The following is a 24,015-nucleotide window of genomic DNA, read 5'->3' as shown; positions in this document are numbered from 1 at the left end:
CTCCTGCAACATGACAGGAAGCACCTCAAACTTATAAGACGCTTAATACCGAGCGGACAGAATCCGCAGACTTCGATAGCGCTGCTTTTTCTTCATCCGTCAAGTCGAGCTCTAACACTTGCTCAATTCCATGTTTACCAAGAATCGTCGGGACGCCAAGATACAAATCATGGAATCCGTACTCTCCCTCAAGGTATGCGATGGCCGGTAAGATTCGACGCTGATCTTTTACAATCGCCTCGACCATCTCCACGATGGCAGCGGCTGGCGCATAATACGCCGAGCCATCGCCCAGTAGTTGGACAATCTCGCCGCCACCTTTTCGTGTCCGTTCAACGATTTGCTCGATTCGCTCATGTGGGATGAGTTTTTTGAGCGGGATGCCTCCAGCGTAAGAATAGCGTACGAGAGGCACCATTTCGTCTCCATGACCTCCAAGGACGAATCCGGATACGTCTTTGACAGAAACATTCAGCTCTTGTGCCACAAACGTTCGGAAGCGAGCCGTATCCAATACACCGGATTGACCGATGACGCGTTCTTTCGGGAACCCTGATTCTTTGAACGCCGCGTACGTCATGGCGTCTACTGGGTTCGTCAATACGATCAGGATGGCGTCTGGAGAGTAACGGGCAATCTCTTTCACAACCGAGCGCATGACGTTTGCGTTCGTTGCGACGAGGTCGTCCCGGCTCATCCCCGGCTTGCGCGCGATTCCCGCGGTAATGACAACCACATCGGAATCGGCCGTGTCCGCGTAATCAGACGTACCTGTGACCCACGAATCAAACCCTTGAATCGGTGCCGTTTCTTGCATGTCGAGCGCTTTCCCTTTCGTCGGTCCTACTTTTTCTTCCATATCGAGCAGTACGACATCCCCTAGCTCACGTTGAGCCAAGTATAGTGCAGTCGTTGCACCGGTGAAGCCACTTCCAATAACAGAAATTTTGTTACGACGAATCATGAGCTCTCCTCCTCGGTCGTCTTACATGTTTTTAATCAATTCATCCGCGAACTCTGAACATTTCACTTCTGTCGCTCCGTCCATGAGACGTGCGAAGTCGTATGTGACAACTTTCGAAGCGATCGTTTTCTCCATTGAGTTGATGATGAGGTCAGCCGCTTCGTTCCAGTTCATGTGGCGGAGCATCATCTCACCTGAAAGGATGACTGAAGATGGGTTTACTTTATCAAGACCCGCGTATTTCGGAGCTGTACCATGTGTCGCTTCGAAAATCGCATGTCCTGTGATGTAGTTAATGTTCGCACCAGGTGCAATCCCGATTCCACCTACTTGAGCAGCAAGGGCATCTGAGATGTAGTCACCGTTCAAGTTCATCGTCGCAACAACGTCGAACTCACGTGGACGTGTCAAAATCTGCTGGAGGAAGATATCAGCGATTGAATCTTTGACGATAATTTTCCCTTCAGCTTCCGCTTTCGACTGAGCTTCGTTAGCAGCTGCTTCACCAGATTCTTCTTTGATACGGTCATACTGTGCCCATGTGAACACTTTGTCACCGTACTCCGCTTCAGCGAGTGCATAACCCCAGTTTTTGAAGGCGCCTTCTGTGAACTTCATGATGTTCCCTTTGTGGACGAGCGTTAAAGATTTACGGTTGTTCGCAATCGCATATTCAATTGCTGCACGAACCAAACGTTCTGTTCCTTCAGAAGAAACTGGCTTGATTCCGATTCCTGATGTTTCTGGGAAACGGATCTTGTTGACATTCATCTCGTCTTGCAAGAATTTGATGAGTTTTTTCACTTCATCGCTTCCTGAAGCGTACTCGATTCCAGCATAGATATCTTCAGTATTTTCACGGAAGATGACCATGTCTGTATCTTCAGGACGTTTTACTGGTGATGGAACACCTGTGAAGTAACGAACTGGGCGAAGGCATGTATATAAATCGAGTTCTTGACGAAGTGCGACGTTCAATGAACGAATTCCTCCACCGACCGGAGTCGTAAGTGGTCCTTTGATGGCAATCAAGTACTCACGAATTTGATCAAGTGTCTCTGTTGGGAGCCATTCGCCTTTTTCGTTATATGCTTTTTCCCCAGCATATACTTCCATCCATTCGATTTTCTTGTCGCCGCCATATGCTTTTTCAACCGCAGCGTCAAATACGCGAACAGCCGCATTCCAAATGTCAGGACCTGTTCCGTCACCGATAATGAATGGTACGGTCGGTACATTTGGTACGTTCAATACACCGTTTTCAACTGTAATCTTTTGTCCTTGTGTCAACATAATGAATCCCCCTAAGTACATTACTGTAGGTCGACGCGTGCGCCGACCTACGTCACTTGTTAGTTTACCAAACTTTTGTCTAAAATGTGTCTCGAATTAACGTTCGTTTACCGGAACATACTTACGGCTCGTTTCACCGACATATTCCGCACGTGGACGAATCAAGCGATTATCCGCATATTGCTCGAGAATGTGCGCAATCCAGCCAGACATACGAGATACGGCGAAGATTGGTGTGAATAGATCTTCTTCGAGACCGAGCGCATAATAAGTTGAAGCTGAATAGAAGTCGACATTTGGTTTCAAACCTTTTTCCGTTTCGACAAGATGGTCGATTTTCTCAGACATCTCATACCATTTCGGTTCGCCGATTTGAGCAGTCAACTGACGGCTCATTTCTTTCAAATGTTTCGCACGTGGGTCGCCATCCTTGTAAACGCGGTGACCGAAGCCCATGATCTTCTCTTTGCGCTCGAATTTGCCACGAACATATTCTTCAACACGGTCGACCGAGTCGATCTCGTGCAACATTTTCATTACCGCTTCGTTCGCACCACCGTGAAGTGGCCCTTTGAGTGCCCCCATGGCCGCCGTGACACCTGAGTACATATCCGAGAGCGTCGCTACACAAACGCGAGCAGTGAATGTCGAAGCATTCAACTCGTGGTCTGCGTGTAAGATGAGCGCTTTATCAATCGTCTTTTCTGCTACATCGCTCGGCTCTTCACCGTTTAGCATGTATAAGAAGTTCGCAGCGTAAGAAAGACCTGGTTTCGGTGCGACCGGCTGCTCCCCTTTACGAAGACGGGCGAATGCCGTCACGATTGTAGCGACTTGTGCTTGTAGACGAATCGCTTTACGCATGTTGGCCTCGTCACTCATGTCTTCAGATTCCTCATCATATAGAGCGAGTTGTGAAAGTGCCGTACGAATCGTCGCCATTGCATTGGCTGATCTCGGTGCACGTCTTAACGTATCAATCACCTCTTCAGGCAATGTCGCTTCTTTTACAAGCGCATCTGAGAGCGCTGTCAATTCCTCTGCATTTGGTAAGCGGTCGTTCCACAATAAGAACACTACTTCTTCGAATGTGGCGTTGTCCGCTAAATCATCAATGGTGTATCCTCCGTAAGTCAATTGTCCGTCAATAATTGAGCTGACTTTTGAGGCTGCTGCCACAATACCTTCTAACCCTTTTGTCGTTGACATTCATAACTCCCCCTCAGTCTTGTATAAAGTGGTCGACCGTAAAAACAGTCTGTTTATAGGGAATAAGGATACGGGACGGGTTGTTCCCCTGCATTCACCCAGTCTCCGTTTACCCTGTCCTTTATATAGTATAAACAAAAAATTACAAAAAAGAAATGTAAGCGGCTTCAGTTGTCAGAAAATATCAAAACCATTTTTCTTTTACTTGATATCCACCTAAAATCAATGCCGCGATACCAGCTCCGACAAGCGGTCCAACGGGAATCCCTTTCATGAATCCAACCGCTATAATCGTACCTGCGAGGAGTGCCGTGGTGACGACCGGGTCGACACGCATCAGTTGTACACCTTGCCCCGCAGCAATGGCAACGAACATCCCTGAGGCAAATGCGACAATCCCGACCGGCCCTTTAATACTATTCCACAATTCTTTAAACCCGATATCGCCGGTCGCGATTGGGACGAGAACTGCGATCGTAATGATTGTCACACCCCAGCTGATTCCTTTCGATGCAAGTGTCGGAAATAACTGGTCTCCGAATCCGATTGCTTTGATGATCAACAAGACGCTACTTGCGATAATGACAGATTGGTTATTTGAAATGACACCGATTAAGACAAGCATCAATAAAAATAGATATGCACTCATACGTATTCCTTTCTTCGAACGGAAAAAGAACCGACCTTTGTAGAAGGCCGGTTCGATTGTCGTTCAATTATGCGTTGTAGATTTTACCTGTGAGTGGGTCGATTGAAATCATCTGACCGTCACGAAGCGATGCTGTCGCTGCATCAACACCTACGATGACTGGCTTGCGAAGTGATGGTCCAACGATCCCAGCATGGCTCGTCAATCCGCCGTCTTCTGTGATGATTCCAGCCGCTTTTTCGATCGCAGGCATCATTTCTTTATCTGTGAATGGTGCGACAAGGATCATGCCGTCTTTCGCTTTTGCATTTGCTTCATCCGCATTTTTCGCGACAACGACTTCTCCAACAACACCGCGCTCACCGATTCCACGCCCGTCTGCGAGAGCGTGACCAACGATGTGGACTTTCATCATGTTTGTCGTACCAGCTGTCGCCGCAGGAATACCAGCTGAGATGACAACGAGGTCACCGTCAGTGACGAATCCAGCGTGACGTGCCGCTTCCGATGCTTGAACCAACATTTCATCCGTGTTGTTCGGCATTGTTTCAGCAACGATTGGGTATACGCCCCATACGAGGTTCAATTGACGCGCAACGCGCTCCGATTCTGTCACCGCGATGATGTTCGCTTCAGGACGATACTTCGCTGTACGAGCAGCCGTATAACCTGATTGTGTCGGTGTCAAGATTGCTTTGGCGTTCAAGTTGATTGCCGTGTGCGCAACCGCTTGAGAGATCGCATCCGTCACTGTGTGCTCACTGCGCTTCTGACGATCTTTCAACAAGTTTTTGTAGTCGAGCATGCGTTCTGTACGCTCTGCGATTGCAGCTTGCATTTGAACAGATTCGATTGGGTAGTCCCCTGCAGCTGTTTCACCAGAAAGCATGACTGCGTCTGTTCCATCCAAGATTGCGTTTGCTACGTCTGATGCTTCCGCACGTGTCGGACGCGGGTTACGTTGCATTGAATCAAGCATTTGCGTTGCTGTGATGACCGGCTTCCCGAGATCGTTACACTTCTTGATGAGTTCTTTTTGAACTGGTGTCACTTCTTCTGTCGGGATTTCAATTCCGAGGTCCCCACGGGCTACCATCAAACCGTCAGAGATTGCCAAGATTTCTTCGATGTTATCGACACCTTCTTGGTTCTCGATTTTCGGGTAAATCTTGATGTGTGATGCGTTATGTTTCTCGAGAAGTTGGCGAATTTCAACTACGTCAGATGCACGACGTACGAATGATGCTGCAATCACGTCAATGTCTTGTGAGATCCCGAACTCGATGTCCGCGATGTCTTTGTCCGTGAGGGCAGGAAGGTTTACCTTGACGTTTGGCAAGTTAACACCTTTCTTCGTCTTGATGATTCCTTCGTTTTCAATGACGCAACGGAGATCACGGTTATCAAGCTTTTCAACGACACGGAGTCCGATGAGACCGTCGTCGAGCATGATGTGTGAACCGACTTCCACATCATCGTAGAGTCCTTCGTACGTCACAGAGAAACGATCTTTCGTTCCGACGATTTCTTCCGTTGAGACGATTGTGACTTCTTTTCCTTTTTCAAGAAGTGCCTTACCGTCTTCGAATGTATGCGTGCGGATCTCTGGACCTTTTGTGTCGAGAAGAACAGTGACAACTTTACCCGCTGCTTTCGCCGCTTCACGGATGTCACGGATACGAGCGCCGTGCTCTTCATAGTCACCGTGTGAGAAGTTGAGACGGGCAACGTTCATCCCAGCTTCGATCATCTCAGGAAGACGCTTCTCAGAAGCCGGTCCAATGGTACATACAATTTTCGTTCTACGCATAATATAAAAACCTCCTAGGGGATATAGTGCAACTTACAAACAGAAAACGGGGGGCCTTGGACCGTATCCCGTCTCTGCAACATACAAAATCGTTTAAATCGACAATTGGTTAACGAGGTCAATCAATTGCATATCAATCGTGTGCTTGTTATTGTCGAGCGCCTCATCGATATCAAGATCCATCATCTGGTTGTTACGGATTCCGACAACGCGGCCCGCTTTCCCTTCAAGCAAGATCTCAACAGCGTATGCACCCATACGACTTGCAAGGACACGGTCAGCGGCAGTTGGGGAACCACCACGTTGGATGTGACCGAGAATCGTGACGCGTGTTTCTGAGTTCGTCTTCTCAGCAATCAATTTGCCGATTTCTTCCGCACTTCCCGCACCTTCAGCAACAATGACGATCGAGTGCTTCTTACCGCGTGCAATCCCGTGATTGATTCGTTCCACGATTGCATTCAAATCCTCTGGACGTTCTGGGACGAGAATCGACTCAGCACCACCAGCGAGACCAGAATAAAGCGCGATATCACCAGCGTCGCGACCCATGACCTCGATGACATACGTACGTTCATGTGATGACGCCGTATCACGAATCTTATCGATCGCATCAAGCGCTGTATTGAGTGCTGTGTCGAAACCGATTGTCGCATCTGTTCCTGGGATATCGTTATCGATTGTACCCGGAAGGCCGATTGTTGGGAATCCGAGTTCAGTCAATTTTTGAGCTCCGCGATAAGAGCCATCTCCACCGATGACCACAAGGGCATCGATATTGAATTTCTTCAACTGTTCTACTGCTTTTGCGCGACCTTCTTCTGTTCTGAATTCAGGACAGCGCGCAGAGCGAAGGAACGTACCTCCACGTTGAATGATGTCGCCGACTGATCCAAGATTTAATTCGACTAAATCACCTTCGATTAATCCTTGATAGCCGTTATACACGCCGTACACTTCAAGACCTTCAAAAATTGCTTTTCGGGTCACGGCACGGACAGCAGCGTTCATTCCAGGAGCGTCTCCTCCGCTTGTTAATACCGCAATACGTTTTAAATTCACGTCGCTCACCTCTTATGTGTTTTAACGAAATCTGAAAATAAAATACCACGTCTGACCTTTGTTTTACAACAAAAATATGTGAAAAAAATGCATAGGGTATCTCACAAAGCAGTCACTTGATGAATGAATAAAGCTTTATTCAAAGCCATTGTTACCGTTTTCACTCGTTAATTGTGCCAATTTGATGATATTTGGTCGCACGTCCTTGAATCAGCTCAGAAGTCGATTGCGCAAGCAACTCGTTCATGTGCTGTAATAAGACAGGTTTCAAGAGTGACGACTGTAGTGACACATCAACGTGTGCCCCCCCGTACACTTCTCCTACCACTTCATCGACAATCCCTAGGTTGAATAAATCTTGTGCTGTAATCTTCATCGTCTCTGCCGCACGCTCTGCTTGTTTCGCGTCTTTCCACAATAGTGCCGCTGCACCTTCTGGCGAGATGACTGAGTACGTACTATTCTCAAGCATCAATAGACGGTCGCATACACCAATCCCAAGCGCACCGCCTGAACCACCTTCTCCAATGACAACGGAGACGATCGGCACTTTCAGCGTCGCCATCTCAAACAAGTTACGGGCAATCGCTTCACTTTGACCTCTCTCTTCTGCGGCTTTCCCCGGATAAGCCCCTTTCGTGTCAATGAATGTCAAAATAGGACGGTTGAACTTCTCGGCTTGTTTCATGAAACGCAATGCTTTTCGATAGCCCTCCGGGTGCGGCATACCAAAGTTTCGTTTCATGTTCTCTTTCGTGTTTCGCCCACGCTGATGTCCGATAATCGTCACCGGCACTCCTTCAAACGTCGCAAGTCCAGATACGATTGCCGCATCGTCATACCCATGTCGGTCCCCATGAAGTTCCATGAAGTCAGGGAATAAATGCTGGATATAATCGAGCGTTGTCGGTCGCTTCGGGTTTCGCGCCAACTGGACGCGATCCCACGGTTTCATATTCCCATAAATATCTTTTTCTAATCGGTCGAGCTTTAACTCGAGATGACGAATCTCTCGGGATAAATCAATCCCTTTCGTCTCAGCCGTCTCCCGTAATTTATTCAGCTGTTCAGTGACTTCTTTGATTGGGTCAAACATGACGGACACCCCCATCGTGTAATTCAATCATCCTCTTCAAGAACGAACGCATCTGTTCACGATGAATGACCGCATCCAGCTGCCCTGACTCAAGTAAAAACTCAGCAGTTTGAAAGTTCTCTGGAAGTTTTTCCCGAATCGTCTGTTCGATGATTCGTCGTCCTGCAAACCCGATGAGCGCTCCCGGCTCTGCGACGTTCAAGTCGCCGAGCATCGCAAAACTCGCTGACACACCACCTGTCGTCGGATGAGTCAAATACGCGATGTACAGAAGTCCTGCTTCGTCATGTTCTTTTAGAGCGATGGACGTATTGGCCATCTGCATCAAACTGACCATTCCTTCTTGCATCCGAGCCCCACCTGATGCTGTGAACAAGACGACTGGAAGCCCGAGTGATGTGGCGTTTCGGACAGCCGAAGCAATCGCTTCTCCAACGTATGCACCCATCGACCCCATACGGAATCTCGCATCCATCACACAGACAACGAGTGGTAGTCCGTCGATTGTCGCCTTTCCACATACGACGGCCTCTTCAATCCCGGTCCGCTCACGATCTTTCGTCAACTTTTCCTCATAGTCAGGGAAGTCGAGTGGATTCGCCTTGACAGACGGTCCCGCAAAGCGTTCGAAAGACCCTTCGTCGACAAGCATATCAATCCGTTCTTGCGCCTGAAGCGGAAAATGATAGCCGCAATCACATACTTTGTGGTTCTCATTCAACTGTTTTGTATAATGCATATATTTACAAGATGGACATTTCGTCATCAATCCCTGTGGTGCGTCAATCTTTGGTTCTCGTTGACGCAATGGCATATATCGTTTCGGTTTCTTGAAAAAAGCAGTCATCGCTTCCCCCTCGTTCATTCCGGCATCCCCATTCCACGCCACGTCTCGACAAATCGTTTCCGTTCCTCGAGCGTATATAAATCCCCAACGTATAATCCGTCAAAAAAGCGATTGACCTCACTCCAAATTCGAATGAACAGTTCATTCTTCAACTGAAAGATGAGTTGCTGGCGAAACGTTCGATCATCTTCGATCACCGTTTCTAATAGAGCCAGTCGTTCCTTAGTCGGTTCAATTTCTGAAAACGCCATGCGCTCCAATAGTCGAAGCATCTCAATAATATCGGTCGCTTTCGTCTGTTTGGTCACAATGAACTCCGACAATATCTCAATGTACCGATGTCGGTCATGCTCACACAAAAAGGTACCACCACCATGTCTCGTCTCCACGATGCCTAAAAAGCTCAACGCTCGTAACGCTTCGCGAACCGAAGCGCGGCTAATGGACAGCGTTTCGGCGAGCTCTCGTTCGGATGGAAGACGATCACCTGGAACTAAAGACGATTGGACAATTAATTTTCTAATCTTTGAAATGTTTCCGTGAAATGAGGATGCGTGTTTTTCATGCATCTGACCGTTCAACTCCCTTTTTTGGATCACCTATCAAACTTAAGTGGTCAGACCAATTAGTGCGATTATATCACTTTTTAGGACTTGGTACTAGTTTCTGGACCAACCATTTTTGTATCGATTCGTTTCAGTACGACATTTTCTTCCCCGAACCGTCTTTTCGCTTCCGCCACATACTCTTCATTCGGATTGATTGAAAAAGCTGAAGCCAGTTGTTTCACTTCCTTCGAATCCGTGAATCGGCATACAACCGGGACATCCCCTTGTGCTCGTTGAATCCAATCTTCCAATTCAGGGAAGCGGTCGAGTGTGAGCCGGATGAATAAGGCTTGCCCGTGTAACGGTCGAACCCGTTCGACAATCAATTGTTTGCGACCATCCCGTTCATTCGAATGGACCTCGAGTAACAAGATGTTACCGGCATAGAGGGACCGTCCAAACTGCGCGAATGTTCGAGGAAACACGACGACCTCGTCTTGCGTCATGCCATCGTCCACGATGAGAACACCCATCCGTTCTTGTTTTTTTGTTATGAACGTACGTACGTCATCTACATATACGACGAGATAACCGTTTGTTCCATTCATGACTTCTTCAATTGTAGACGGTTCGATCCCGATATCCGGAAGTGCCGTCAATGGAGAGTGGACCACCCATGTCCCAAGCGCCTCCCTCTCTTCTTCAGACCAATTCGGTTCTTTCACTTTTTTTTTTTTTTGTCCGAGTGAAGACAGCTCATCCGGTAAAAAATGTGTTCCCGCTTCTTCTCGCAAACGTTCGACTGCTTCAAAGGCATGTGTCCGGTCACCGTGATACATCCGGTCGAGCGCGCCCGCACCAAGTAATCGACGTAATTTCAGTTGGTCTTTATTTTTCCACTCCATGGCTTCTTGAAGCGTTCTGACATCTTTCAACTGCCCGTTCAGTTCAATCAGTCGGTCCACATCCCGTTTGGTCAACCCCTGGACCGCCTTCAACCCGAGCCGGACGCCCGGTCCCTCAAGTGTCGCGTCAGCGTGACCATGTAAGACGTCCGGTGGGTACACCGGAATTTGATCTTTCCGTAACAGTCTGACAAGTTCCGTTGTTTTTTCTGATGTCACCACATGAAAGACACGAGGGAAATGTGCTTTAACGTAAGCCAATCTGTAACTGATCAAACTGTAGGCGACAGCGTGAGAGCGGTTAAATCCGTACCCGGCAAACTTTTCAATCCATGAAAAGATTTGCGCCAAGACGTCCTGGTCTCCCGCTTATGCTTGTTGCAAAAATCGTTCTCGTTCCCGAGCAATCGTTCCGGTCTCCTTTTTGGTTATAGCACGTCTGACCAAATCCGCTTCCGCATAGGAATAGCCTCCGAGTTTACGGAGAAGTTTCATCACCTGTTCTTGATAGACGAGTACACCGTATGTCGGTCTCATGACGTCTTCTACGTCTGGGTGGACTGGTTGGTAAGGCATACCGTGTTTTCGCTTCGCATACGTTTCGATGAATTGCATCGGTCCCGGGCGATAGAGTGACATCGTGACAACGATATCTTCAAACTCAGTCGGTTTCACTTGTCGAAGCGCTTGCTTCATCCCGGTCGATTCAAATTGGAAGATTCCGTCCGTCTCACCTCTCGCAAGCAATCGATACGTCCGAGCATCGTTTAACGGAATTGTTTTCAGAGAGAACAGCGCATCACTTTCTCGAATCAAATCCTCCATCTTTCGCAAGCGACTCAAGTTTCGTAATCCGAGCAAGTCAATTTTCAGAAGCCCGACCTCTTCCAAATCCTTCATATTATATTGGGTCACGTGTTCTTCAAGTTCGGGTTGGAGCGGAGTCACTTCTTCAATCGGTTGACGACTGAGCACCACTCCTGCCGCGTGAACGGAGGATTGACGCGGCAAACCTTCTAGCTGTTTGGCAATCCGTAATAACTGCTGACGCTTTTGGCTACCGGCAAACCACTTCATCTGCTTCTGGCTCGACATCAGTTCATCAAGTCCTCCGGCTTTCACTTGCTTGCTCGCAGCCTGCCCTTCCTCAAGGGTCATCCCGAGCGCTCTCGCAACGTCTCGAATTGCCGCTTTCGCACCGAACGTGGCAAGTGTCCCGATCTGTGCGGCATGCGTATGACCGTATCTTGATAGTACGTAAGAAACCACTTCCTCACGACGTTCATCTTCAAAATCGAGGTCTATGTCTGGCATCGACACACGCTCTGGATTTAAGAATCGTTCGAACAACAACCCGTAATGAACCGGATCGACTTCCGTGATATGGAGGGCAAAACTGACGAGTGAACCTGCTGCCGATCCACGCCCCGGACCTACTTCAATCCCAGATTCTCGAGCAAACCGAACGATGTCTTCCACGATCAAGAAATAGGAAGAAAATCCGGTATTGGCGATGACTTCAAGCTCAAACTTTGCCCGCTCGATGTAAGGTTCTTTCACGAGTTCCATCGCCTTCAACCGCTCACCGACAAGTCGTTTCAGCTTTTGATCGGCATCCGGAATTTCTGGAATCGCCCCTTCCGCACGTGGTAGATGATCCAGCCGAATCAATGCCTCGAATCGATCCAGTTCCGATAATTCTTCCGTTGTGAACCAGTCATTCATTTCACTCGGTAGTCGAACGTGCAATCCTTTTTGTCGCACGTCTTCATTCGACATCACGTCCCCTTCGCGAATGGCAGAAATGGCTCGGAATCCTTCCACATCTTCCGGTCTCATGTATCTCGTTTCAGGGGCCGGAATCAATTGGACAGCAAGCTCTTCGCGCATGAGACGAAGTTGTTTCAACACTTGTACCTGTTCCGTAGTCTGAGGTGCCGGTAGTCCGAGCCACAGCTTCTCTTCATCGACAAACGACAAGAGTTGATGATAAAGGCGACGCCGGTGAACCGGATCACTCGCTTTCCAATTTTCAGGTAATACGATCAGCGGCATCGTTGTCCGTCCTTCAATTCCTCCCGCCTGGATGATACGATATTGTTCCTTAAGCTCCGTTTCGTTAGATGAATACACAATCACGGATACGTCTAACCCATCCAATCGGAGGACCGTTCTCAGTCCGATTAGCGGTTTCACCTCATATCGTTGGCAATATGACAAAAATGTCGGAACCCCATAGAACGCATCGTCTGCAATCGCCACGGAACGACTTCCCCGTTCGGTCATCTGCAAGACATATTGTTCTAACCGGATTGTACTTTGTAGTAAACTATAAGCAGTTCTGACATTCAGATGAATCATCGTTGGCCTCCTTTCTATATTAATGGAATTGTCAAACTCAATTCATCACTTCTCTGATACAATAATTATAGACAAAACTCACGACAAAAGGGGGTAAAAGCGTATGATTATCAATCGGGGACAGATTGCACGCGATAAGTTAGAAAAATTACAGCATGGTCAAACAGTGTTTGCCGACAGCCCAGAAATCATCGACCGGCTCCGTAAGTACATTACTGAGTATCAGCTCGACGTCGTCGAGGACGTGACCGAACGAGGTACATGGTTCATCCCAAAGGAAAATGGAGACAAATGAAGAGAGCTGACCTCGGTCAGCTCTCTTCATTTTCTTCAAACGTGAATTCCCCAGCCACTTCATTCAAAGCCGCAATCACGTCATCCATCTCATCCCATGTGTCAATCGTGGCACCAGCCGCCATCGGATGACCTCCCCCACGGTATCGCTTGGCCACTTCATTGATGACAGGACCTTTCGACCGGATGCGCACACGAATCTCTTCTTTGTTTTCCACGAACATGACCCAACATTTCAATCCTTCGAGGCCAGAGAAGCTATTGACGAGTTGCGATGCCGCTTCCGGGGACGCATGGAACGTCCGGAGCACGTCCTTGTCAATCTTCACATAGCCGACGCCTTCTTCTGTGACATTGACGTGCTGTAACACGTACCCTTGTAACTGAAGAGTCGCTAAGTTGGTCTTATACATGTGTCGGTACAATTTATTCGTATCGATGTCTTTCGCGATCAGCGCCGAAGCAATCTCAAACGTTCGGGCCGTAGCATTTCGAAACTGGAATCGTCCTGTGTCGCCTACGATGCCGGCATAGAGTAAAAATGCCGCCTCTTGGTCGATTGGATATCTCCAAATGTCCGCGAGTTCCACAATCATCTCAGACGTCGAACTGACCGAGGTATCGACAATCTGTGTCATCGCATATGGATCTTCATCGGGATGATGATCGATTTTAATGATTGTCTTCCCTTTTAGCGCAAATGGTCCATCGATTCGCTCTTGATTCGCCGTATCTAATATAAGGACGAGCGCGTCTTGATACATTTCTTCTTCGACATGTTCCATCTTTCCTAAAAACTCGAGGTCTGGAACCATGCCACCGACCACATAGATTTGCTTCTCCGGATGAACCGATTTTAGAATGCGCTGTAAACCAAGCTGGCTCCCCAACGCATCAGGGTCTGGTCGTACGTGGCGGTGAATGAAAATGGTGTCAGCCGCCTCAATTTCTGATTTGATTGTATCCGCTTCCTGCCATTGCGTCATGATGATTCCTCACTTTCCTACACACTATTATGGTATGATGATAACAGATTACGAGATAGAAAGGGGTTCCTTCACTTGCAACTTGTCATGATTGGACTCATTTTGTTCGCGCTCGGTGCGTACCTTGTCTTCAAGCGCCGCGCTTTTTTGACAAAGACGCCAAACCGAAAAGCGTTGTTCAACACGCAAGCGTTGATCTGGTTAAGTTTATTCCTCGCATTGTTCGCTGCGAACCAAATGGTCGGGGGATTCGGTCTGAATTCATCTGTCGGTTGGATTGTCAGCATCGTCATGTTAGTCGTCGGTTTAGGGAATGCTGTTGTCGGATTTATCCGTTACCGCAAAATTTACCCTCTCGCCGCAGAAGAACCGACGAATACGCCATCATGAAAAAGAGCACATGCTACGCGCTGTAGCAGGTGCTCTTTTTATTACCGATCGATGAGTTGTGCCGTGACGAGCGCTTTGGCGACAAGTTGTGTCCCTTGCGTCATCTCCACATCCACTTTCCCGAACTTCCGACCGAGGTCGAAGACATGGGCCGACACTCGAATCTGACTTTCAATTTGAATCGGCTTCATGAAATAGACGGTGATATTCTCAACCACGAGATCGCCTTTCTTCATATGACGTAGACTTCGCGTCGCCCCTTCGACCAACAAGGTCGTCAACACGCCAGATGAGGCGGTCCCCATATGACTCGTCATCTGTGGGGCCACTTCAACCGTGAAGGCCGTCCCGTTCGATGCAGGATCTTCTTTCAGCTGGTTCGTGATCATGTTATCGAACGTCTCACCGACTTGCGGTTGTCGATTCGCCAGTTGCAACGCCTTCAGCACATCTTGGCGGCTAATAATCCCAAGCAGACGTCCGTAGTTATCAACGACAGGTAACATCTCGATCCCTTCCCACACCATCTGGTGCGCGGCATTGGTGACACTCGTTTGTACGCCTACTGTAATCGGACTTTTCGTCATGACCTTCTCAATATCATAGTCGTGTGATTTATCAATGACATCCTTTGCCGTGATCACGCCGACCACTTTCATCTGTTCATCGATGACGGGATACCGATTATGTTTCGTCCGTTCATTCAGCTCGTGCCAACGTTTCACTGTGTCATCTGACTTCAGATAGAACGTATCGTGGAGCGGGATGACGATATCTGAGACGAGTAAAATCTCTTTTTTGATTAGACGGTCATAGATGGCTCGGTTGATCATCGTCGCGACGGTAAAACTGTCATAGGATGTAGAAATGACAGGCATATCATACTTATCTGCCATTCGTTTCACTTCATCCGTTGTGTCGAATCCCCCTGTGATCAACACAGCCCCACCTGATTGTAAGACGAGTTCATGCGCTTTCTCGCGGTTCCCGATGATGACGAGTGAGTCGACATCGATATATCGCATCATCGCCTCGAGCTTCATGGCACCGATTACAAATTTCGATAGCGTCTTGTGGAGACCGTTACGTCCGCCCAACACCTGACCATCGACGATATTGACGACTTCGGCGAATGTCAGCTTTTCAATATTTTCTTTATGTTTTCGCTTGATCCGAATCGTCCCCACCCGTTCAATGGTTGATACGAAACCTAGGTTCTCAGCTTCTTTGATGGCCCGATAAGCCGTACCTTCTGATACAGCCAACTCTTTGGCGATTTGGCGGACCGAAATTTTTGACCCTACATCGAGTGACTCGATATGTGCTATGATCTGTTCATGTTTTGTGGTCATACGCGGAGTCCCTTCTCTCAATACATTTTCTACTCTATTCAGTATACTGTATCAGTCGAACTAGTTCAAACTGTACCAATCAAATTGCAACATTTCCTTTCTGTTTTCGAAACAGCTATAATAGACGAGTAGTCAACGTAAGAGGTAGAAGGGAAGGGATTCAACTTGAATCAACGCACCAATCAAATTGCACAATCTCTAGCGACAAAAGGGTTAGATGCAGCATTCATCACGTCGAAAGCATCCGTGTTTTATTTCTCGGGAGTATACGCGGAAGCGCACGAGCGATTGATCGCCATTTTAGTTTTGAAGAACGGCACAACTGCCATCATCTGAAAAGCACTTGAAAAAGGGATTGTCGAAGCGAGTGACTGGTCAGGTGAAATCGTGACGTATATGGACCATGAAAACCCATGGGACAAAATCGTCAAGTTATTCCTCGATAACCAAATCGTTCCTGAACGAATCGGAATCGAAGGGGAGCATTTGACATTCAACCGAGTCGAGCAGCTTCGCGCCGGTTTTGCCGGTCTGTCAATTATCGATTTGACAGACGAGCTCCAAACGTTACGTATGATCAAATCACCGGATGAAGTCCGGATCATGAAGCGGGCCGCCGAGTTGGCAGATATGGCCATCGAAGCCGGGATCCGCTCCCTCCGTGAAGGCGTGACAGAACTCGAGGTCATCGCGGATATTGAATACGCCATGAAACAGCAAGGCGTCCGTGAAATGTCGTTCGACACGCTCGTCTTGTTCGGTGAGAATAGTGCCGACCCTCACGGTGTCCCAGGCAACAACCGCTTGAAAAAAGGAGATTTTGCCTTGTTCGACCTCGGTGTCGTCTGGCAGGGATACTGTTCAGACATCACTCGGACGGTTGTCTTCGGTGAGGCGAGTCGCAAACAACGTGAGATTTACGAAACGGTTCTTCAGGCTGAGGAAGCCGCAATCGAGATGGCGAACGTCGGTACGACACTCGGCGCAATCGATATCGCGGCACGACAAGTCATCACGTCTGCAGGATATGGTGAATACTTCACTCATCGAATCGGTCACGGAATTGGAATCGAAGTACACGAACACCCCTCGATGGCAGCGAACAATGACATGACCGCCCAAGTCGGGATGACGTTCACAGTCGAACCGGGTATCTATCTACCGGGAGTCGGCGGAGTCCGTATTGAAGACGATCTCGTAATGACAGAAAGTGGTCCCATCACATTGACGAGTTATCCGAAAACACTTCAAGAGATTGAATGACAAAAAGTGCGATCCATTCTCAAGGATCGCACTTTTTACATATCTTAATAAAACAAGCGCAGCATGACATCCCGTTGCGGTACGTCATAACGTTCCATCTTCTCTAAAAAGGCACATTTGTCATATGGGACCGCCTTCAGTTCAAGAGCAATCCCGGTTTCTCCTTCAGATAATATGGCAAAGCGAGCCAGGTCATCTTTCGCCACTCCGAGCGCACCAGGATTGACGTAGCGCTTGGTGTCATCTTCAAACAGATGGACAGGATGGTGATGTCCGAATAACACGATTTCTCCTGTATATGCTCCATACAGTCGCTGCATATTTTCCAGTGTCGGTTCGAGAATCTCGTGAAACGGTTCTTCGACAATCGTGGCGTGGCGTCGTTCGGTCGGGATATGATAATGAATGCCGAACACCGTTTCGCCAACCATTTTGACGGACATTGTTCGTGGAAGGGATTCGAGGACATCCGCATATCGAGTCTCTAGATGACGTGCAACCCACTCATGGTGTGGGCGCGTATGAGCATAACTTTCTGGATGACCGTGTCCAGCCAAAAGGGAAAGAACCGCTTCATCATGATTCCCAGAAATCATATGCGTTCCCCGGTCTAACAAACGTTCCATGACCGCATTAGAGTCCGGTCCCATTGCAATCATGTCACCGAGCGACCAGATGACGTCGACCCGCTCCGCATCCATGACTTGAAGTGCAGCCTCCAACGCCTCGAGATTTCCATGAACGTCCGTGACCACTCCAATCTTCATCGCGTTCCCCTCACTTTCGGTATTGATGGACGACGTTGACGCCGCCTGTCACATCGATGATGGCACCTGTGATCATGTCCGAGTCTTCTTGTAATAAGAACGAAATCAAACGCGCGATATCTTCTCCTGTCCCGTGTCGACCGACTGGAGTTCCTTCATCCACTTCCGCTTCATCAATGCGCATCTCCTTTTGAGAGCCGACGATATTGCCCGGATTGACCATGTTCGCCGTAATCCCGAACGGGGCCTCTTCTAGCGCGACCGATTTTGTCAAACTGACGAGTCCCGTCTTTGCAGCGGCAAACGCAGAACGATGGATCCAGCCAGGGGCCGTCCCACTTTCCGGAAACCCATACGAGATGATGCGTCCAAATCGATTTGAGCGCATGGAAGGAATCGCACGACGCATCAACCAAAATGAGGCGGACAGGTTGCCCGTGAGTACTTCGTCCCACTCTTCGTCTGTCAATTCGACGAGCGGTTTCCGCTCAAAGATATATGGACCTGCATTTAAAATCAAGGCGTTCGGTTCACCAAAGCGTTCGACCGCTTTCTCATAGGCTGAGAGCAGTTGTTCGCGGTCCGTCAATCCGGCCTCGATCATATGTATCCGTTCATGTTCCCAGTCAATCGGATTCCGTTGCAAAATGCTGACGTGCCACCCATCTTGTAACAGACGCTCCGTCACTACGCGTCCGATCCCTTTGGCACCAGATGTAATCATTACATGTTTCATCGCCCTACCTCCTCCGCCTTATTTTACCCGTTCTTTCACACGAATTCCAAACTTGGACATGTCGTGAACATCGTCATGAAAAAATTCACGCAATTTCATGGCGAAAAAGCGTGAAAACTGAAAGAAGTGGTATACTATATATGTAAGCCGAACGTATATTTCGAGCGAAAGGTTGGGATTTACATGGCAATTGTATACAAACACATTTTATCTGCCGTTGACGGCTCTAAAGAGGCAGAACGTGCATTTGAAACAGCAATCGATGTCGCGATTCGTAACGAAGGAAAACTGTACGTTGGTCATGTGATTGATACGCGTACGTTTGCGACTGTAGAAGCTTACGACCGCACAATCACAGAGCGTGCCGAGACATATGCGAAAGAGTTACTTGAAGACTATGTCAATCGCGCGAAAGAGCGTGGCGTAAAAGAAGTCGAAACGGTGATTGAATACGGTTCCCCGAAAGAGACGATTGCGAAAAAGATTGCACCTAACCATGATATTGATCTTATTATTTGTGGTGCGACAGGGTTAAACGCCGTTGAACGGTTCTTTATCGGAAGCGTTTCTGAAAGCATCGTCCGTTATGCGAAATGTGACGTCCTTATCGTTCGTCAATAATCACCCATCCATCAAAAAGGGTCTCGCGCAATCGCAAGACCCTTTTCCTATGCATTATAACACCTTGACTGTAACCGTTTTACGACCAAATTGAATCGCTGCATTTTGCGAATACATTAAGATGTCAATTTTATTTCCTTTGATGGCGCCACCAGTGTCAGCTGCCGTGTAGGTACCCATCGACTTGCCCCCTACGAATACTTGCACTTTCGTTCCGAGTGGAATGACGCGCGGGTCTACCGCGACTACATTTCGCTTTTGGGTACGAACGTTCCATCCAAGTGCTGTCTTACCTGAACATCCCTTGCAGTACGGTGTATATGCGGACGCTTTCATCGTATACGTCTTCACGCTTGCTGGTTTGAGCGGTTTAGGAGCACTTACAGTACGTAAGTTCTTTGTAGGAACCCATCCGGCCTTCCCTTTATAGTTCACGCGAATCCAAGCACCTCGAGAACCTGTACGTTGAAGACGATCACTCGCCGTCATCTTCCCAATTACTCGTGCATTTGATTTCCCTTCTGCATAGACCATCTTCGAACCTGACTTTGTTGCAACATATACTTTTTTTTTTTTTGCTTCTACTGGTGAAGTGGGTAGAGCAAATGCAAATACGGCGATGGCGAGAAGTAAGAGCGTCATGATTTTTTTCAACATACGTTTATTCGTCCTCTCTTCGTCAATTTGGTTTCATTTCATATCATCATCTATCGAACGAGTGACTTGTCACTCCAATTGAATATTTCGTCCAGATAACTATATGACGAAACATCAATCAGTGCCGTTACACTTCCTGTTCATTTGAGTGACACGAACATTACAAATCGATGTCAAAATTAACGGTTTATCGTGTTAGATTGGACATTTAAATCGAATACGAGATATTTTTATAAATTAACATCCAATATATGGTTTATTAATGACATAAACATTGCAAAACGATGTAAATGAAGCGCCTAATGTTACAAAGGAGAAAACATTTGTCCTACTTACGATTCTTCACCTTAGTAAAAAAGACTCATAAAAAAACCACGTTACACGAAGTAACGTGGGTTCGTTTCGTATTATGCGTGTGCTTCGACAAGGTTTGCAATGCGTACCGTGTCGCGCGCGATGACCAATTCTTCGTTCGTCGGGATGATGATGACTTTAACTGGTGAGTGCGGATAGTTGATGAACAACTCTTTTCCGCGAGCACCGTTGTTAAGTGAAGGATCCCAGTAGACACCCATGAATTCAAGACCGCGAAGGATGCGTTCACGGATGACGTCCGAGTTCTCACCGACGCCCGCTGTGAAGATGATGGCGTCGACACCATTCATTTCAGCCGCATATTGACCGATGTAACCGTGAATACGGTTCGAGAAGATTTTCAATGAAACTTCTGCACGATGGTTGCCTTCTGCAGCCGCTTGCTCGATGTCACGCAAGTCACTTGAGATACCAGAAAGACCGTACACGCCAGACTCTTTGTTCATGACGTTCAATACATCTTCAGCAGACTTCCCTGTTTTTTGCATCAAGAATGGGATGAGGGCCGGGTCCAAAGAACCTGAGCGCGTTCCCATCGTGATTCCTTCGAGTGGTGTGAAGCCCATCGTTGTATCGATTGAGCGACCACCTGCTACTGCAGCGATCGATGCACCGCTACCGAGGTGACATGAAATCAAACGCAAGTCTTCTAGCGGACGACCGAGAAGTTCTGCCGCACGCTGTGTGACATACTTGTGGCTCGTTCCGTGGAAGCCGTATTTACGTACACCATGTTCTGTATAGTATTCATAAGGAAGACTGTACAAGAAATTCTCTTCAGGCATTGACTGGTGGAACGCTGTATCGAATACCGCTACTTGTGGGACATTCGGCAAAATTGCCTGGAATGCACGAATACCTGTCAAGTTTGGTGGGATGTGAAGTGGTCCGAGCTCTGTGAACGATTCGATGTTCTTCATGACTTCATCGTCAATGACGACCGAATCCGCATACAACTCTTTTCCGTGTAACACACGGTGACCTACACCAGAAATCTCATCGAATGATTGGATGATATCCAATTCGATCAACTTCTCCAACGTCAATTCAACCGCTTCTTTGTGCGTGTGAAGTGGTGTGACCACGTTGAACTTCTGTCCTTCACCGTACTTGATTGTAAAAATCGCATCTTCTTTCCCTACACGCTCTACAAGTCCGACTGCGAGCAACTCTTCCGTTGGCATCTCGAGTAACTGGAACTTGAGCGATGAACTACCCGCATTGACTGCCATAATTTTCGTCATGTCATACACCTCTTACCTTTCGTTTTAAACGCATATCTTTATCTGTTCAATTTAAAACTGATAACTGTATCATAATGAAGATACTTGATTTTGCATACCTTTTTCAAGTATTTTGTCCATTATTTTTGAGTTGTTTTGAACCAATCATCAATCTGTTTCACAACATTGGCTACCGCTCTGACATCAGTGAATGACGGAAGTTCCACAAATAGCGCTTGTTTTGGCCGTGTGACGCCTTCTCCTACTTTTTGAAGGAGCAATAAGCTTTTCGCGTAACGTTCGTCTTTAAACATCGTCGTCGGAAGTTGAATGACCCCTTTCACAACAGCCTCACGGTCCATCCATTGTTTTAATTTCCCTTCGTCATCCTGTTCAAACAAATTGTTCGGGATGACAAATAATCCATGCCCACCTGGTTTCGTATGGCGAATCGCCTGTTCCATCAAGAGGAAATGCGAATAGGCATGTCCTTGTTCTCGTTTCATGTCGTATCCGGCTGCCACTTCATCATTTGGATAATATCCGATTGGCAAGTCAGCAACGGAAAGGTCGCTCGGTTCAACAAACAGAGGAGCAAGGGCGTCTTGATGGAAGTAGGATACTGGTTCTCCTAACAAGTTACTAATGGAATAGGAAAGACGAAGCAACAGTTCATCCACTTCGACCGCTTGAGCTGTCGCATCTTTTAACTGAGAGAGAACGGCGTGCGTCAACGTACCTGTCCCACTACCTAAATCTAGAATCGTCGCGTTTTCCTTAAGTAGCTTCGAAGCTAGATAACCCATAAATAGGCTGACCGCATCCGGTGTCGGTTGATTGTTCGGGGGGAGTTGTGTCGTTTCTTCCAAGACGAGTAAACTCACTGCTTTACGGACATCGTCCATCTTCTCTTTTTCAATGTCAACATGGTCAAATACTTGGACGAGTGCCTCGATCGGTAATACATCCAGGTCGTTGACCAGTTTCTTCGCTTCCTTCTTCCAATCACGATAGAGTTGTTCAAAACGTTCCATTTTCGTTCATCCTTTCCATACAAAACCGGCCCCCATGAGAGGACCGGTCGGTTCACGTACTAGTGTAAGCTATTTTAATCAATTTCGCCAAACGAATCAATTCGCTTGTTCGAACGCCTCAAGTGCCGCCGCGAAATCAACTTCATCTGTCATTTCATCCATATATTGTACATATTGGACGACGCCATTCGAATCGACGACGAATACAGAACGCGCAAGGAGACGCATTTCTTCAATTAAAACACCATATGCTTTGGCGAACGAAAGATCGCGGTGGTCCGAGAGAGTGACTACGTTATCTAAACCAGATGCAGAACACCAACGGCGCTGTGCGAACGGCAAATCGTTCGATACAGTCAAGACTGTACCACCGAGTGATGAGGCCTTTTCGTTGAACTCACGCGTTTGTGCATCACATACGCCTGTATCGATTGAAGGAATGACACTGATTAGTTTTTTCCCCGGATAGGTTGCTAACGTCACTTCTTCTAAAGCAGTCGTCAAGACGCGGAAATCAGGAGCTTGATCTCCTACCTTCACTGGATTTCCTTGTAATGTTACGTTGTTCCCTTTAAATGTTGGCATGTACTCATCCCCTTTGTTGTAGTTACTCGTTCATCATATCGATGAACTTGAGCCTTTGACAAACTTCCTGCTTTTGGCTCTGTTTCAGTTTTCCCTATATCGGTAGGAAGAAACACGTTATAATAAAGAGGACACCATTGACAAAGGGGATGACTCAGATGAGAAACAACGTCTATTTGTACCATCGTAACGTCAACGAATTCACAAAAGAAGTGAAGAAACTGAGAGAAATCGGGGAAAAACACGGGTTCAACATCGTAAATCAACCGGAGGACGCGAACATCATCGCTGCAGTCGGCGGGGACGGGGCATTTTTACAGGCGGTTCGCTACACAGGCTTTCGTCAAGACGCCATCTACGTTGGCTTCGGTCGTGGATTGAACGAGTTTTATTGTGATTTCGACATACATAAACTCGATGAAGTCGACCGCCTCTTCTCGGACAACTCGATGCGAATCGAAGAAGGTCTCGAAGTCCGGAAGTATCCACTTCTTTCAGCATCGATCAACGAATCGACACCGCTCCTCTGTTTAAATGAGGCTTCGATTAAATCAAGTATTATCAAATCACTCGCCATCGAGGTCTATATCGACAATCTACATTTCGAAACATTCCGTGGGGACGGAATGGTTGTATCGACGCCGACGGGATCGACTGCCTATAACAAATCGCTCAGCGGTGCGGTCGTCGACCCACTCATCCCATGTATGCAAGTGAGTGAGATCGCTTCGGTCAACAACAATCGCTATCGCACACTCGGCTCATCCTTTATCGTTCATGATTCGCGTAAGTTGTCACTCCGCATCGTCGAAGACGGCAACGACTACCCGATTATTGGGATGGATAACGAGGCGCTCAGCTTGAAGTACACAGACCGAATCGATATCGAACTCTCGGACCAGGTCATCAAGACTGTCAAGCTTCGGACCAACTCGTTCTGGCATAAAGTGCAACGTTCATTCTTCTGATGAAGAAAAAGAGTTGCTTC

Annotated in this window: 23 protein-coding genes and 1 pseudogene; 5 read left to right on the top strand and 19 right to left on the bottom strand. The window is 47.6% G+C overall.

Translation table 11 applies throughout. The features are described 5' to 3' along the window. Window positions 1–31: 31 nt before the first annotated feature. The 11 genes from mdh to dnaE form a co-directional block, all read right to left on the bottom strand. On the bottom strand, window positions 32–964 hold the full coding sequence (mdh, locus tag BBB58_RS07485; protein WP_143180234.1) for a malate dehydrogenase: 933 nt from the start codon (window positions 962–964) through the stop codon (window positions 32–34). Window positions 965–985: 21 nt separating this feature from the next. Beyond that, entirely contained in the window at window positions 986–2,254 is a 1,269-nt protein-coding gene (gene icd, locus BBB58_RS07480) for an NADP-dependent isocitrate dehydrogenase (protein ID WP_031423152.1), read from the bottom strand. Between the two features lie 99 nt (window positions 2,255–2,353). Next, window positions 2,354–3,466: a citrate synthase gene (citZ, locus tag BBB58_RS07475; RefSeq protein ID WP_074036519.1), complete on the bottom strand. Its 1,113-nt coding sequence runs from the start codon at window positions 3,464–3,466 to the stop codon at window positions 2,354–2,356. A 184-nt stretch (window positions 3,467–3,650) separates the two neighbouring features. Beyond that, on the bottom strand, window positions 3,651–4,121 hold the full coding sequence (locus BBB58_RS07470; protein WP_208606726.1) for a DUF441 domain-containing protein: 471 nt from the start codon (window positions 4,119–4,121) through the stop codon (window positions 3,651–3,653). 61 nt (window positions 4,122–4,182) lie between these two features. Beyond that, window positions 4,183–5,925, bottom strand: a complete 1,743-nt coding sequence (pyk, locus tag BBB58_RS07465; RefSeq protein WP_074036515.1) for a pyruvate kinase — start codon at window positions 5,923–5,925, stop codon at window positions 4,183–4,185. Window positions 5,926–6,018: 93 nt separating this feature from the next. Continuing rightward, window positions 6,019–6,987, bottom strand: coding sequence for a 6-phosphofructokinase (pfkA, locus tag BBB58_RS07460; RefSeq protein ID WP_012726720.1), 969 nt, complete (start codon window positions 6,985–6,987; stop codon window positions 6,019–6,021). 160 nt (window positions 6,988–7,147) lie between these two features. Beyond that, entirely contained in the window at window positions 7,148–8,083 is a 936-nt protein-coding gene (locus BBB58_RS07455) for an acetyl-CoA carboxylase carboxyltransferase subunit alpha (protein WP_074036513.1), read from the bottom strand. Continuing rightward, window positions 8,076–8,930 carry an acetyl-CoA carboxylase, carboxyltransferase subunit beta gene (accD, locus tag BBB58_RS07450; protein ID WP_074037903.1) on the bottom strand — a complete coding sequence of 285 codons (855 nt, stop codon included), beginning with the start codon at window positions 8,928–8,930 and terminating at the stop codon, window positions 8,076–8,078. The genes BBB58_RS07455 and accD overlap by 8 nt, the downstream gene beginning before the upstream one ends. A 14-nt stretch (window positions 8,931–8,944) precedes the next feature. After that, complete coding sequence (locus BBB58_RS07445; protein WP_074036511.1) at window positions 8,945–9,499, bottom strand: FadR/GntR family transcriptional regulator; 555 nt, start codon at window positions 9,497–9,499, stop codon at window positions 8,945–8,947. A 77-nt stretch (window positions 9,500–9,576) separates the two neighbouring features. Then, entirely contained in the window at window positions 9,577–10,734 is a 1,158-nt protein-coding gene (locus tag BBB58_RS15390; RefSeq protein ID WP_244150707.1) for a helix-hairpin-helix domain-containing protein, read from the bottom strand. 18 nt (window positions 10,735–10,752) lie between these two features. Beyond that, the gene (dnaE, locus tag BBB58_RS15385; protein ID WP_244150706.1) at window positions 10,753–12,744 is read right to left on the bottom strand and encodes a DNA polymerase III subunit alpha; all 1,992 of its coding nucleotides are present in this window, start codon (window positions 12,742–12,744) and stop codon (window positions 10,753–10,755) included. A gap of 103 nt (window positions 12,745–12,847) precedes the next feature. Between dnaE and BBB58_RS07435 the strand changes: the two genes are divergently transcribed. Continuing rightward, window positions 12,848–13,039 (top strand): YtzJ family protein, encoded by a 192-nt coding sequence (locus BBB58_RS07435; protein WP_074036509.1) that lies wholly within the window; start codon window positions 12,848–12,850, stop codon window positions 13,037–13,039. Between the two features lie 16 nt (window positions 13,040–13,055). Here BBB58_RS07435 and BBB58_RS07430 read toward each other — a convergent pair whose 3' ends face one another. After that, on the bottom strand, window positions 13,056–14,024 hold the full coding sequence (locus tag BBB58_RS07430; RefSeq protein WP_074036506.1) for a DHH family phosphoesterase: 969 nt from the start codon (window positions 14,022–14,024) through the stop codon (window positions 13,056–13,058). A 75-nt stretch (window positions 14,025–14,099) separates the two neighbouring features. Between BBB58_RS07430 and BBB58_RS07425 the strand changes: the two genes are divergently transcribed. After that, entirely contained in the window at window positions 14,100–14,414 is a 315-nt protein-coding gene (locus BBB58_RS07425) for a YtpI family protein (protein ID WP_074033432.1), read from the top strand. Window positions 14,415–14,455: 41 nt separating this feature from the next. On the opposite strand, the gene BBB58_RS07420 is transcribed toward BBB58_RS07425, so the two are convergent. Then, entirely contained in the window at window positions 14,456–15,766 is a 1,311-nt protein-coding gene (locus tag BBB58_RS07420; RefSeq protein ID WP_074036504.1) for a DRTGG domain-containing protein, read from the bottom strand. A gap of 165 nt (window positions 15,767–15,931) precedes the next feature. On the opposite strand from BBB58_RS07420, the pseudogene BBB58_RS07415 reads away from it, so the two are divergent. Further along, window positions 15,932–17,029, top strand: a pseudogene (locus BBB58_RS07415) (M24 family metallopeptidase). A 44-nt stretch (window positions 17,030–17,073) separates the two neighbouring features. Here the strand turns inward: BBB58_RS07415 and BBB58_RS07410 are convergent. Beyond that, window positions 17,074–17,796: a metallophosphoesterase family protein gene (locus BBB58_RS07410; RefSeq protein WP_074036503.1), complete on the bottom strand. Its 723-nt coding sequence runs from the start codon at window positions 17,794–17,796 to the stop codon at window positions 17,074–17,076. A gap of 10 nt (window positions 17,797–17,806) precedes the next feature. Beyond that, window positions 17,807–18,532: an SDR family oxidoreductase gene (locus BBB58_RS07405; protein WP_074036502.1), complete on the bottom strand. Its 726-nt coding sequence runs from the start codon at window positions 18,530–18,532 to the stop codon at window positions 17,807–17,809. 183 nt (window positions 18,533–18,715) lie between these two features. Here BBB58_RS07405 and BBB58_RS07400 point away from each other — a divergent pair, with 183 nt between their 5' ends. After that, window positions 18,716–19,153 (top strand): universal stress protein, encoded by a 438-nt coding sequence (locus BBB58_RS07400; protein WP_074036500.1) that lies wholly within the window; start codon window positions 18,716–18,718, stop codon window positions 19,151–19,153. Window positions 19,154–19,207: 54 nt separating this feature from the next. On the opposite strand, the gene BBB58_RS07395 is transcribed toward BBB58_RS07400, so the two are convergent. The 4 genes from BBB58_RS07395 to tpx all read right to left on the bottom strand — a co-directional run bounded on the left by BBB58_RS07395 (window position 19,208) and on the right by tpx (window position 23,027). After that, window positions 19,208–19,810, bottom strand: a complete 603-nt coding sequence (locus BBB58_RS07395; RefSeq protein WP_074036498.1) for a 3D domain-containing protein — start codon at window positions 19,808–19,810, stop codon at window positions 19,208–19,210. A gap of 407 nt (window positions 19,811–20,217) precedes the next feature. Further along, on the bottom strand, window positions 20,218–21,429 hold the full coding sequence (locus tag BBB58_RS07390) for an acetate kinase (RefSeq protein ID WP_012726734.1): 1,212 nt from the start codon (window positions 21,427–21,429) through the stop codon (window positions 20,218–20,220). A gap of 119 nt (window positions 21,430–21,548) precedes the next feature. Beyond that, window positions 21,549–22,442, bottom strand: a complete 894-nt coding sequence (locus BBB58_RS07385) for a class I SAM-dependent methyltransferase (RefSeq protein ID WP_074036496.1) — start codon at window positions 22,440–22,442, stop codon at window positions 21,549–21,551. 96 nt (window positions 22,443–22,538) lie between these two features. After that, the gene (tpx, locus tag BBB58_RS07380; protein WP_074036494.1) at window positions 22,539–23,027 is read right to left on the bottom strand and encodes a thiol peroxidase; all 489 of its coding nucleotides are present in this window, start codon (window positions 23,025–23,027) and stop codon (window positions 22,539–22,541) included. A gap of 149 nt (window positions 23,028–23,176) precedes the next feature. Here tpx and BBB58_RS07375 point away from each other — a divergent pair, with 149 nt between their 5' ends. Then, on the top strand, window positions 23,177–23,995 hold the full coding sequence (locus tag BBB58_RS07375) for an NAD kinase (protein ID WP_074037902.1): 819 nt from the start codon (window positions 23,177–23,179) through the stop codon (window positions 23,993–23,995). Window positions 23,996–24,015 lie beyond the last annotated feature (20 nt).

The organism is Exiguobacterium profundum (assembly GCF_001909285.1).
Classification (GTDB): Bacteria; Bacillota; Bacilli; order Exiguobacteriales; family Exiguobacteriaceae; genus Exiguobacterium; species Exiguobacterium profundum.
The sequence above is the reverse complement of the archived record's forward strand: the minus strand, read 5'-3'. Positions and strand labels throughout refer to the sequence as shown.